Consider the following 12,589-nt stretch of genomic DNA (forward strand, 5'->3'; position numbering starts at 1 on the left):
CATAGAAGTGGCGTTTTTTGTAACGGTCTATGTTAATGAATATTAAGCGCCAGCTCGACTGCGTGTCGGTTTATTTGGTCGACCTGCCTTTCCGTTGCGATTTTTATTACCTGCAGGTTTGCCATTACGGGCACCTGCATTGTTGCCGTTATTTGGGCGCTTATTGCCGTTTGTCTCACTTCGGTTACCTGTCCCTTCAGGTTTACCATTAGCCGTAGGTCTTCCATTGGCTGAAGGTTTACCTTTTACTGTTGGCTTTCCGTTACGGGTTGTTGGGCTGCGCTTTCCATCTTTACGGATATCTGGTTGATTTGGATGCTTAGTCGCAAATCGCTTAGAACCATGGCGACCTGAGCCACGACGCTCTGCTGGGGTTAGCTCAGCTTCAGTTCCTGGTGGTGGAACTAAACAGCTTGAACGATTACCGATTAAGTGCTTTTTGCCCATCGAAATGAGTGCATCACGGATCAATGCCCAGTTAGCTGGATCATGATAACGTAATAGTGCTTTGTGTAAGCGACGTTGACGTTCACCTTTAGCAACAGATAAATCTTCGCGGCCTTTATATTTTACTTTTTTCAGTGGGTTTGTTTCAGAGTGATACATCGCCGTTGCATTACACATTGGTGACGGATAGAAGTTCTGAACCTGATCACACTGGTAATCATTTTGCTTTAACCATAATGCAAGGTTAAGCATGTCTTCATCTGTGGAGCCCGGGTGTGCTGAAATAAAGTAAGGGATCAGGTATTGCTTCTTACCTGCTTCCTGACTGTATTGTTCAAACATTTCTTTAAAGCGATCAAAGGTACCCATGCCTGGCTTCATCATCAGATCAAGGGTGCCTTTTTCGGTATGCTCTGGGGCAATTTTTAAGTAGCCACCAACATGGTGAGTCACAAGTTCTCGAACATACTCTGGTGATTCAACCGCTAAGTCATAACGCACGCCTGACGCAATCATAATCTTCTTAATGCCTTTTAGATTACGTGCTTCACGATACAGATCGATAGTATGTTTATGGTCAGTATTCAGCTTTTCACAGATCTTAGGGAAGATACATGATGGACGACGACAGTTGGCTTCTGCACGTTCATCAGAGCAGCCTAAACGATACATGTTTGCTGTTGGGCCACCAAGATCCGAAATAGTACCCGTAAAGCCCGGCACTTTTTCTTGAATATCTTTAATTTCATTCAAAATCGATTCTTTTGAACGGTTTTGGATGATTCGACCTTCATGCTCAGTGATTGAACAGAAAGAACAACCGCCAAAACAACCACGCATGATATTCACTGAGGTTTTGATCATGTCATAAGCTGGGATCTTTGCTTTGCCGTAGCTTGGGTGTGGAACACGTGCAAACGGTAAGCCGAAAACAAAATCCATCTCTTCAGTTGAGAGTGGGATCGGTGCACGGTTTACCCAAAGCTCTCGATCAGCATGTTTTTGAATTAGAGCACGGCCAGAGTAGGGGTTGGTTTCTAAATGCATCACACGGCTAGCGTGGGCATAGAGAATACGGTCATTGGCTAATTTTTCATATGACGGTAAACGAACAACTGTTGTTTTTGCATCGTGACGTGACGGCTGTACACGTACTACTTTGGCTTCGTTTTTTTGTTCTTGTTTATTGGTGTCACAGTTTTCTTCGGTTGCGTATGGGTTTGGCATTACCATTGCGCGGCCGGGCTTTTCAATACGTGAAGAGTCAATTTCTTTATACTCTTCAGGAACTTCTTTCACCATTACCGCAGTACCCGCGATACGCGTTAATGATTTAATATCTTCGCCATTGCCTAAACGGTGCGCAACTTCAACCAGTGCACGTTCAGCGTTACCAAACAATAAAATGTCGGCTTTTGCATCCATTAATACTGAACGACGGACTTTGTCAGACCAGTAATCATAGTGTGCAAGACGGCGAAGGCTCGCTTCAATACCACCTAATACAATAGGAACGTCTTTAAATGCTTCACGGCAGCGCTGAGAATATACGAGTACTGCGCGATCGGGACGTTTGCCCCCTTCATTGTTCGGGGTGTAAGCATCATCATGACGAAGCTTACGATCGGCGGTATAGCGGTTGATCATCGAATCCATGTTACCGGCGGTAATACCAAAAAAGAGATTTGGTTTACCCAGTTTCATGAACTCATCTTTATTGTCCCATTTAGGTTGGGAAATAATACCAACGCGGAAACCTTGGGCTTCTAATAGGCGACCAATGACCGCCATACCAAAGCTAGGATGGTCAACATAGGCATCACCAGTAACAATAATAATGTCACAGCTATCCCAACCTAACGCATCCATTTCTTTACGAGATGTCGGTAAAAATGGTGCTGTGCCATAGCATTCAGCCCAATACTTAGGATAGCTATCAATAGGTGTTACTTTCGTGTGCATGTTTTGACCTCTATATTTTGAGGCGGGAATTATAACGGTTAGCGGTATCACTGACTAGCCCCTATAAAACCAGAGAATTTTTATGGATAAATCATTCCTGAAACATCATTTTTATAATAGCTAACTATGCTAAAAATATTTCATATAGAGCGTTAAATTAGATGTATTAAATGAACTGTGAATCATAAAACATAAAAATGTTTACAATGGACGAAAAAAGAGAAGTGAGAAAATGGATGAAGACTAATGAGCAGGAGAATAAATCGCTGCCGATATTAACAAGCTTTGAAGATAAGCATGCCTATTGTGAGCAAGTTAAAATGGCTAACTTTACGCAAAGTATGCGGTTAGAAGGCTATGACATTCGTGTGCCTTCACCGATAAAAAATACGCGAGAGCGTAATGCATTGCGCCTGCAACTGATTAGGTATTATCAACAAGAGAACACTGAAAAGGTGTGAATGTGGACTATAAGTACGGTACAGATCAAGATCCTTATACTTACGAAAATTCTTATGTATTGATTAATAAGCTCAATATTAGAGATGAAGCTTTATTTGATGAGGCAGAAACTCAATTTAATATATTGGCGGCGATGGGAATTGAATTTGACTCACCACCTTATGATTTCGCGTATTTTTGTCAGCTACACAAATGGCTTTTTGATGATTTGTTTGAGTGGGCGGGTCAGTGCCGTACGATTGATATATCAAAAGACGATACACGTTTTTGTCACGTGAGTCGTTTACCGCAAGAAACCACTCGTTTATTCAACCAACTTGAAGCTGAACGTTACCTGGTCGGGTTACCCTTTGAAGAGTTGATTGAGCGATTGGCACAATATTATTGCGATATCAATGTATTACATCCTTTTCGAGAGGGAAATGGGCGGACACAGCGAATACTGTTTGAACACATAGTAATTAATTGTGGCTATAACATTAATTTTAGTGGCGTAACCGCAGAGCAGTGGCTTAATGCGAATATTCAAGGGGTCGTGTGCAATTATAAGCCGATGCAGGATATATTTAGGCGCTGTGTGGTAACGCCTTAATGTATTTGTAACTGTCGGAGTAAAACAGCAAGCTATAAACGCTGAGAGTATAGCGTTATATCGCTTGCCATTTCTAAGTTCGATAATTAAAAGTTTTGTTTTTCAGCGATAGACTGTTGTTCAATTGCCGTAAGTGGTTGCAAACTTCTAACATCTGATGCTGCCGGGCTTTGGTAAACCGCTAGACCGAACTTAGGGATCATTGCAAAGATATGGTCAAAAATATCTGATTGCACATCTTCATAAAAAGCCCATCGCGTATCATTCACAAAAACATAAATTTGGATTGGTAATCCATTGGGGGTCGGCTCTAATTCACGTACAAGAAAAGTCATATCTTGACGTATTTGAGGATGTTGTTTGAGATATACATCAAGATAACCACGAAATATCGCAACATTGGTTAAGCCAGTATTTGGTGGTAGGTTTTGTTTTTTCTTTGTCAGAATTGCAGGTACAAAATTTATTGTTGCTAACTGTGCTTCATCATTGCTGTCGATAAACTTGATGGTATCAATATCGATTAACACAGAGCGCTTAATGCGACGACCACCTGATTCTTGCATTTGGCGCCAGTTAATAAAAGAATCTTGAACCAGCGCATAAGCGGGAACATTGGTTACGGTGTTATCCCAGTTTTTCACTTTTACCGTGGTTAATGAGACCTCTTCAATACTGCCATTAGCACCATATTTATCCATTTGGATCCAGTCACCTACTTTTACCATTTGGTTTGCTGATAACTGGATACCAGCAACAAAGCCTAAGATAGTATCGCGGAAGACTAATAACACTAAACCTGTCGCAACGCCTAAACCACTTAAGAAATAAACGGGAGAGCGATTGGCGAGTACTGAAATAGCAATGATAAAACCAATTAAAAAGATGATTAACTTAAATAATTGAACAAAACTTTTTATTGGTAGATCACGACTCATTAATTTGATATCGGCAATATCATTGCTGGCATCTAAAAAAGCATAACTACTTCGAATAAGAGCCAAAATAAGCCATAAACTTAGAAGACGGTCTATTAATCCACTAAGAATAATATGTTTATCAAGTACTAGTGGGATGAGTAAGTTAAGCACAACGGCAGGAATGATCAGTGACAGTTTTTCAAACACCGCGTGTTTGACGATTACTGAACCCCATGAGGCCTTTGATCGCCTGAGCATGGTATTGACAATTTTCAGTAATCCCCAGCGAACGATCACATAAGTAAAAAAAGCGACTCCAACACATAACACTAAGAAAAATACTGTTGATATATTGTCATGCGGTTCAATATTGACACCAATTTCGGATAAAATGTGTGCGATATCAACTCTAACTTCTTTGCTCACAGACTCACTCCATTTGATTACATTTAATAATAAACTATTAGCGCATCATACCTGAAAAAAATAGCTAATGACTGTTAGTATATAACTGAATATTCAATGATGTGTGTTGGAGATTGACGTGGCGAAAAAGTTTTATGTTGTATGGCAAGGACGAGAGCCGGGAATATATACCGATTGGGCGAGTTGTAAACAGCAAGTGGACAAGTTCACTGGTGCTAAATACAAGTCATTTCCTAGCCAAGAAGAAGCGCAAGTTGCTTTTGGTGGTAAAGTTCCCACATATAGAGCATCCGCTGCCACAAAAAATACCGCAAAAGCCGTTAAAACGAGTAAAGGCTCTTTGACCGCAGAGCAAGTACTTGCAGTAAAAGCAGAGATTAAAATCTTTACTGATGGCGGTTGTGATCCTAATCCCGGTAAAGCAGGTTCAGGTTTAGCTCTGTATCGAGAAAACCAATTAAATGAATTGTGGTTTGGTTTATATAACCCGCAAGGCACCAATAATACCGCTGAGCTAAATGCGTTATATCAAGCCTTACTCCAAGCTGAAAAGTATATTGCAGGTGGCATAAGTGTCGCGATATTTTGTGATTCACGTTATTCGATTCAGTGTATTACTCAATGGGCGGTATCGTGGAAAAAGAATGGTTGGAAAAAAGCAGGGGGGGAGATCAAAAATCTAGATTTGATCCAACCAATGTTTGAGCGCTATCAGACAATTAAAGATATGATCCAAATTTACCATGTGAATGGACACGTCGGCATCGAAGGCAATGAATTAGCTGATAGGATGTCTATTCTCGCAGTAGATGAGCGCGAGGTTGCGTTTTCGCTATATCAGCAACCCTTAGATATTAAAGTGATTTTAGCCCTAAGAGCGGGCTAAAATCGGTGATAAATTATTCTTGATAGTTGAGTAAAGCGAGCATACGTTCAATGTTCGCTTTTTTATTTCCGTGATTTCCCATCATTTCTTGATTGCCTAACGCAAAGAGCCAATCTTCAATCGCATCGCCATCAATATCGTCACGAAAATTGATCAAATTCGCCCATTGTTCAAGATCGTCATCATCAATCTCTTGCGTTAAGTATTTATTCAGTACTTGAATGAGCAAAGATTTAGTAACAATAAATGGTGTGTCTTGAGCCGATGACTCTGCATTAAGGTAGACAGAAAAGGCATTGTCACGTTCAGGGCCAAAACTCATAATTTGATAAATAGCTTGTTGTTTATCCACTGTAGTTAACTTTAATCGATGGTTGAGTGGTTATTCTGCCGTTTTAGAAGCAATAAAAAAGCCTGTAGAGCGCTCTACAGGCTTGAGTATTTATCATATTAATTTCGATTAAGCGTACATAGGTACAAGCACGACAGTACCTAAAATGACGGTAATTAAGCCACACACCACAGGTACAACAGTACGTTTAACCACATCGAATGGGCTGATTTTCGCCATACCAGAGGTTGCAACAATAACACCTGATACCGGTGAGATAGTACGACCTAAGTTTGATGCTTGAAGCATAGGGATGATAAGGAATGCAGGGTTTAAACCTAACTTACCCGCAAGTTGAGGTGCAAGTTCAACAAAGGCATAGAAAGGCGCATTACCTGAGCCTGTTGCAATAGCAGCGGCAACCGTTAGTGCTGTTAGTAATAGCATTAGCGCGACGCCACCGGCACCCGCTTTATCAGCCAATGCGAGTAGGTTATCAATGGCACCAACAGACATTAAGCCTTGCGCAAACACACCAGCTGCGACCAATAGCATCACTACGCCTTTGAATGCATCACCCATACCTGCGTAGCAAGATTCTAGATTTTCAAGTGTAACTTTGCCGTTTAAGCGATTAGTCAGAAAATCGACAATTGCACCAATGGTAATAGATAACACAACAATGGTGTAAATATCGATTTTTAGGCCAGGGATAGTTTCACCATTAAATAGGAATACCCCAATGATTGGCATGAAAGGTAAAATTGAGTAATACCCAGGCGCTGTCACTTCCATTTCAGAAATATCAACACGCTCCATTGGTGTGTTGTTTTTCTTATCAAGATATTTGTTCCAGAAGAAAGCAGCGACCGCCATTACAATAATGGCACTGATAGAAACTGGTAATACGGTTTCAACGGCAAACACGTGTAATGGTAAACCTGCTTTTTCCGCAGCAACCACCACATCACCTGACGTTGGCGATAGGATGATCGCAGCAGGGGAGGCACAGACTGCCGCTGCCGCTGGGCGAGAAATACCCATAGCAGTCATCATTGGGAATAGTGTCGCCATTAATAGCACACCAAGACCAGTTGCAGAGCTCACGGCAAGAGACATTAAACAAGCAACAATATAAGCAGCAACTAATAGTACGTAAGGCGATTTAATTAATGACAAAGGTTTTGAAAATTGTTTTACCACGACATTATTAGCACCAATGTGGGTCATGTATGATGCGAAACCGCATAACAACATGATTTGTAGACCTAAGCCGCCACCACGGTACTGCAGCATGTATTTTACATACTCAAGAGAATCGGTGAATAAATTACCTGTTGATGCAACTTTTGCAGGTAAAACAGAATGACCTAATAAGCCTGCAATAATTAATAACGAAACTCCCGCGGTGAGTAATACTCCTGCAGCTTTATATCCTTTAACAATGTAATAGCCAACGGCGATGGTGATCACCAAGCCTATTAATAGCTCCGTCATGAAGACTCCTTATTTCATTTTAAATCTAATTGTAAAAAGTTGTTACTATGTGGTGGTATTTGCTGCTAGTAATGTAACTAAAAATAAAATTATTAACGAGATTTAATCAGATAAGTTATGATCTAAAACAGTATTTACTGTTGATTGTTAATTTTATGATAAATAATATAGTGATTAATTGAATGTTATTACTATCTAACTGTTAAATAACAATATTCATATTGTTTTCTATTAAGAGATAATAAGATTTAATATCAACTCGATTAATAAGATAAAGCGACTTAACTATTGCAGTGTTGAATGATATTTATAGAATGCAATTATTGTTGGCAGCAGTGCTGCTTTACATAATCAATAAATGCTTGATCAGCTAATGATAAATATCCTGTTTTACGCCATGCCATCACGATATCAAGTAAGATCGGTTGTTCAAAAGGAATTGGGACAAGCTTTGGTTCATACTCTGTCACCATCTCTAGTAATGTAGTGATGGCGAAATCTTGTCTCACGATTTTAAAAATCATCGCCAGTAAGTTAGTTTCAAATGAAATGTTAGGTGTGAAATGGTATTTCTCACAGATGCTATCGATTGTTTCTCGATGAAAATAGCCATGTTTAAACATGACTAGCTCTTGGTTGAAAAAATCAGAAAAAGAAAGGGATTTATATTTTGAGAATTCATGATTCTCTGAAACTACAGCAACCATTTGTGATTTCAATAGCGGCTCTGGATGCAATGAATCAGGCAGTTCATGATTAATGATCACACCAAAATCTAACTCACCATCAATGATCATCTTTCTGATTGATTGAGTGCCAGCCTCTACAATACTCAGTTTTAAATGTGGATATTGACTCTTAAAGCCCATAATGATTTCTGGAAAGAAATATGAGCCTAACATGCTTGGAATACCGACACGCACTTCTCCTTTTTCTAATCCTCGTAATTCAGCCATTGCGGTTTGTGCATCATTAATTTTCTGAATAATCGCTTTGGCGTGAAGAAGTAATACTTTTCCTTCATCGGTTAATTCTACTTTGCGTTCATTACGTGAAAATAAGCACAAGCCCAGTTGTTGCTCTAGTTTTTTGATTGTCATGCTGAGCGCGGGTTGAGCAATGTGTAACTTTTCAGCTGCTCGCGTAAAATTATTTGTTTCTGCTAGTGCGACAAAATAGGTAAGTTGTCGAGAATCCATAGCTATAAACCAAAGTTATTATGATTATATATATTATATATTTTCATTATTGCATGGCAATTGATACCGTAACTGCTCTTTGATAGATAATTCTTCCCACGTTAATGCTTATCTCAATGATATGGGTAATGTATTGAGCATTATTTTCTGGTGAATATATGATTGAACTCCATTCGTCTCATTATAAAAAAGCTTGTTTTGCATTGGCATTAGGTTCTTTTATTGTGTTTTGTAACCTTTATTTATTTCAGCCTATGCTGCCACTTATGGCACAAGAATTTGGTGTGAGTGCGACAGCTATTAATTGGATACTAGCGGCAACGACATTAATGTTAGCCGTGTGCTTGATCCCTTGGGCGATTGCTTCTGAAATTGTCGGACGGCGTGTGATTATGTTAGTGAGTTTGTCATTATTACCCGTCGTTGGAAGCATCATGGCTTTTAGCAATAGTTTAATCACTCTTACCATTTTAAGAGCTGTAATGGGGATTTCTGTTGCTGGCTTTATTGCTGTTGCTGTTGCTTATATGGCTGAAGAATTTACACCTAAAGCACTTATGGTTGCGGTGGGAAGCTATATTAGTGCGAATTCACTAGGGGGGATCGTTGGGCGATTATATGGCGGTATTGTCAGTGAGCACTATAGCTGGCATCTCGCCGTATTAGGATTGGCTGGTTTTAGTTTGGTTGGTGCAATCATTGTGATCAAGTTATTACCTAAACAGCAACACTTTAAGCCTAATCGCCAAGGCTTTCGCGTTCATGGCAAGCATTTGGTACAGCATATAAAGCAACCTATATTATGGATCGCTATGTTGATTGGCGGTATTAACTTTGCGCTATTTGTTAACCTTTATTCGGTATCTGGTTTTAGATTGGTCGCGGCACCGTTTAATTTACCATTGAGCTGGGCTGCTTTAATCTTCCTTTGCTATTTAAGTGGCACATTTACATCAAGATTCAGCGGTAAATGGGCTAACAGATTTAGTCCTGTGAGTGGCATATTATTAGGTGGAGTGATTAGTTTTCTAGGAATGTGGTTAGGTCTAATTGAATCACGTCCAATGATCATCATTAGCTTATTACTGATTAGTTCTGGCGCTTTCTTTACTCATTCACTTGCTTATGCATGGGTCAGTAAACACGCACAAGTTGCTAAAGCTACAGCAACAGCGATGTATTTAGTGCATTACTATGTGGGCGGTAGTGTAGGGGGCTTCTTATTAATTTACTGTTGGCAGCATGGCCGATGGGAAAGTGTCGTTGCTGGTGGAACGGTACTTTATAGTGCAATGTTTATTTTATGTGGATTATTAGCCCGAGAAGCCGGAAAAAGTAAAGCGCAAATAATAGAACAACTTGGATAATGATCTAGTGGATATTGATAGTACGTTATAGACAGGATCTATAACGTACTTTAACTATTTTATTTCAATCAATAATGTGAAATCACTGTGCTCACCACGACGAGCAAAAGCACGATATTGACCAACTCGAATGGTGTATTTACCGCTGTATGGCAGAATATAAGCGCCTTGTTTATTGAGTGCTTCAGAGTATTCACTGAGATCAACGCCTGATTCTAAGTGCTTATTAGATAGGTTAATCCACAACTTCGTACTTTTTGTCAGAAGTTTTGCCGTTAGTGCCTGCCCTTTTTTTGCATAAAAAACATAATCGTTAAAATCGTAACCTTTTATTTTTGCAGGATATTCAGCGCTAGTTGCACCTTTTTGAAAATGTACGTCCTGTGTTTTATTTGCAGCCAAAGCAAGAGATGAAAATAAGCTGATACATAAAATACAAATAGTGAGTGATAAGCGGGAAAAGAATTTCATAGCCTTGTCCAGTAAAGTAAAGAGAGATAGACCTTATTTTATTAGTATATCAGGCTATTAGAATGATGATAAATCCATTCATAGTCAGTGATACTGATATTTAAAGTTTTATATATATTTTATACGTGATTTAAGGTATCTTATATAAAACATGGTGTATATGGATGGTGCATTAAAAATGGAAAATAAAATAAAAGATCTAACCGTAAAGCAGCGCTTGCTACTGGCTAAGCAAGGACGATTTATTCACATTTTATCGACAGATCCTGATCGCCGAGTTAGAGCCGCAGCAACAGAATATAATCTTGATATATTGATTGATGATGATGCTGCTTTTGATGCGCTTATGGAGTTAGATTAAAAACGATCATTTTATTTTCTCAATGACTGAATCTAATAATGTTGAACCATGATATATTTTAAAACTGAGAAAATTAACAAAAGGATATTGTTTATTTAAAATCGCTTTATCTGAGTGCATATTTTTTATCATTTCTTTCGCTAAACCATGCAACTGTTCTGAGTTAAAAGAAGCTGGGTTATATTGGTAACTATAGGTTAAGGTTTGATCAGAACAATTAATGACATAAAAGGCATTAATTTCTGAGTTATTGGTTTCTAAGGTATTTCTTCCTGATGGTATGTCAGCACAAGAATAAATAGCGGAAAATACGGGTGAACTGCTAAGTAGCAATAACAGTGGGAGAAGTTGTGATTTTCTCATATAAACCTCCTGCAGTTTGAATAATTATGATGATTAGAAGTTAAAGACTAAATAGCTAAACTTCTTTTTAATTTTATCGCTTTCACTATGAAAGATGGCTTAATTATTAAAAATTCTTATAGTTAAGAAGTTTTTAATAAAATATGCAAAATGCGTCTCAAATAGAATAAATGACATTATTGGTTTATTTTAAAATGTAACCTCAATTTAGAAAATCTAGCCATATATTCACATCACAGAATAACTCGGTATAATCGCTGTACTTTTTATCTACTCAATGACGTTTATTATGGCAGGCTACTTAACCTTTCTTGTGCCCGCGCTACTTGGTGCGCAACTTATCCTTACCATTGTTTTGATGAAGGGCGAAATTTGCCCAGGTCAACGTGGTCGTGTTCATAAAATGTTACCAGTATTGCTTGTTGGTTGGTTACTCGCCGCTATAGCACAGCCTTTAGCCGTGTTACCTTTACTGTCATTAGCGTTCTTTACGATGAAAGTGAAAACAGGGAAAACACGTGATGCTGGGCCTATTAAAGTTTTATATGGCAGTGATGTATTAGCCTTTATTTGTTGGCTTGTATTATTACCCACCTTAAATATGCCTGAAATTGCGATTAGCCTAGTTGCTATCGCATTATATGGTAGTGCATTAGCCCATGTTTTACTGACTTTTGCGCGTACGCGTTTACAGGCATTTCACCGCATATTACCGTTTGTCGGTTTTATTAGTGCAATATTAACGATTTTATTTATGATCTGGCAGATCATGACTCTCGGTCAGGCAACAACAAGCCACCATATGATAGAAATTATTACGGCATTAGCATTAATGGTGATTGGCTTGGTGATTTGGTCTGGTCACATCTTATTAAATAAAAAAGCGAACAATTGGCAATTAGTGATTGCGCTTGTAGTGTTGATGTTTTCTGCGGGCTTACAGTTAGTTTTGTTTTAAAACTATCGATATTAAAAACAATGAAATAGAGCCGCTTTTATAGCGGCTTTTTTGTATTGGTTATCTACGTCTATGCTTAATGAGTAACATGAACACTTTTTAATTAAGCCATTATGTAGGGAGCTGGAAGGTGTATGGAAATTAATAATCTACTGAGTATGGATGGCAATATTGTCATTGGGATAGTGAATGAACGCTTACGTTTAGAATGCAGTAGCATGTCTGAATTATTAAGTCGTTATGAACTAGATGAAGGCGAATTGACAGATAAGTTGGCACAGCTAGGCTATCAGTATGATCCAATAACCAATCAATTCCGATAATACATTAATCTATAAATTAGCCTC

General features: G+C 38.7%; 14 protein-coding genes. 7 read left to right on the forward strand and 7 right to left on the reverse strand.

Translation table 11 applies throughout. From position 1 onward, the window contains the following. Positions 1-42: 42 nt before the first annotated feature. A complete protein-coding gene (locus C9J38_RS05940; protein ID WP_107206282.1) occupies positions 43-2,409 on the reverse strand; it encodes a YgiQ family radical SAM protein in 2,367 nt (788 codons plus the stop codon). A 236-nt stretch (positions 2,410-2,645) separates the two neighbouring features. Between C9J38_RS05940 and C9J38_RS05945 the strand changes: the two genes are divergently transcribed. Beyond that, entirely contained in the window at positions 2,646-2,870 is a 225-nt protein-coding gene (locus C9J38_RS05945) for a YhfG family protein (protein WP_233217621.1), read from the forward strand. A gap of 2 nt (positions 2,871-2,872) precedes the next feature. After that, positions 2,873-3,463 carry a putative adenosine monophosphate-protein transferase Fic gene (locus C9J38_RS05950; protein ID WP_107206283.1) on the forward strand — a complete coding sequence of 197 codons (591 nt, stop codon included), beginning with the start codon at positions 2,873-2,875 and terminating at the stop codon, positions 3,461-3,463. An 86-nt stretch (positions 3,464-3,549) separates the two neighbouring features. Here C9J38_RS05950 and C9J38_RS05955 read toward each other — a convergent pair whose 3' ends face one another. Beyond that, positions 3,550-4,809 (reverse strand): mechanosensitive ion channel family protein, encoded by a 1,260-nt coding sequence (locus tag C9J38_RS05955; protein WP_107206284.1) that lies wholly within the window; start codon positions 4,807-4,809, stop codon positions 3,550-3,552. Between the two features lie 118 nt (positions 4,810-4,927). On the opposite strand from C9J38_RS05955, the gene C9J38_RS05960 reads away from it, so the two are divergent. Then, positions 4,928-5,695, forward strand: coding sequence for a ribonuclease H family protein (locus tag C9J38_RS05960; RefSeq protein WP_107206285.1), 768 nt, complete (start codon positions 4,928-4,930; stop codon positions 5,693-5,695). 13 nt (positions 5,696-5,708) lie between these two features. Here C9J38_RS05960 and C9J38_RS05965 read toward each other — a convergent pair whose 3' ends face one another. The 3 genes from C9J38_RS05965 to C9J38_RS05975 all read right to left on the reverse strand — a co-directional run bounded on the left by C9J38_RS05965 (position 5,709) and on the right by C9J38_RS05975 (position 8,722). Next, the gene (locus tag C9J38_RS05965) at positions 5,709-6,047 is read right to left on the reverse strand and encodes a hypothetical protein (RefSeq protein WP_107206286.1); all 339 of its coding nucleotides are present in this window, start codon (positions 6,045-6,047) and stop codon (positions 5,709-5,711) included. A gap of 108 nt (positions 6,048-6,155) precedes the next feature. Then, on the reverse strand, positions 6,156-7,523 hold the full coding sequence (gene dcuC, locus C9J38_RS05970) for an anaerobic C4-dicarboxylate transporter DcuC (RefSeq protein WP_107206287.1): 1,368 nt from the start codon (positions 7,521-7,523) through the stop codon (positions 6,156-6,158). A 320-nt stretch (positions 7,524-7,843) separates the two neighbouring features. Next, positions 7,844-8,722 (reverse strand): LysR family transcriptional regulator, encoded by an 879-nt coding sequence (locus C9J38_RS05975; RefSeq protein ID WP_107206288.1) that lies wholly within the window; start codon positions 8,720-8,722, stop codon positions 7,844-7,846. Positions 8,723-8,880: 158 nt separating this feature from the next. On the opposite strand from C9J38_RS05975, the gene C9J38_RS05980 reads away from it, so the two are divergent. After that, positions 8,881-10,089: an MFS transporter gene (locus C9J38_RS05980; protein WP_107206289.1), complete on the forward strand. Its 1,209-nt coding sequence runs from the start codon at positions 8,881-8,883 to the stop codon at positions 10,087-10,089. Positions 10,090-10,143: 54 nt separating this feature from the next. Here the strand turns inward: C9J38_RS05980 and C9J38_RS05985 are convergent, their stop codons facing one another. Beyond that, positions 10,144-10,560: a hypothetical protein gene (locus tag C9J38_RS05985; RefSeq protein WP_107206290.1), complete on the reverse strand. Its 417-nt coding sequence runs from the start codon at positions 10,558-10,560 to the stop codon at positions 10,144-10,146. Between the two features lie 178 nt (positions 10,561-10,738). Between C9J38_RS05985 and C9J38_RS05990 the strand changes: the two genes are divergently transcribed. Further along, positions 10,739-10,921, forward strand: coding sequence for a hypothetical protein (locus C9J38_RS05990; protein ID WP_107206473.1), 183 nt, complete (start codon positions 10,739-10,741; stop codon positions 10,919-10,921). Positions 10,922-10,927: 6 nt separating this feature from the next. Here C9J38_RS05990 and C9J38_RS05995 read toward each other — a convergent pair whose 3' ends face one another. After that, complete coding sequence (locus C9J38_RS05995) at positions 10,928-11,284, reverse strand: hypothetical protein (protein WP_107206291.1); 357 nt, start codon at positions 11,282-11,284, stop codon at positions 10,928-10,930. 289 nt (positions 11,285-11,573) lie between these two features. Here C9J38_RS05995 and C9J38_RS06000 point away from each other — a divergent pair, with 289 nt between their 5' ends. Both C9J38_RS06000 and C9J38_RS06005 read left to right on the forward strand, forming a co-directional pair. Continuing rightward, on the forward strand, positions 11,574-12,242 hold the full coding sequence (locus C9J38_RS06000) for a hypothetical protein (protein ID WP_107206292.1): 669 nt from the start codon (positions 11,574-11,576) through the stop codon (positions 12,240-12,242). Between the two features lie 134 nt (positions 12,243-12,376). Further along, positions 12,377-12,565 carry a DUF4250 domain-containing protein gene (locus C9J38_RS06005; protein ID WP_005368511.1) on the forward strand — a complete coding sequence of 63 codons (189 nt, stop codon included), beginning with the start codon at positions 12,377-12,379 and terminating at the stop codon, positions 12,563-12,565. Positions 12,566-12,589: the final 24 nt, after the last annotated feature.

Origin of the sequence: Photobacterium sp. GB-210 (assembly GCF_003026075.1) — a bacterium.
In the GTDB taxonomy this organism is placed as follows: Bacteria; Pseudomonadota; Gammaproteobacteria; order Enterobacterales; family Vibrionaceae; genus Photobacterium.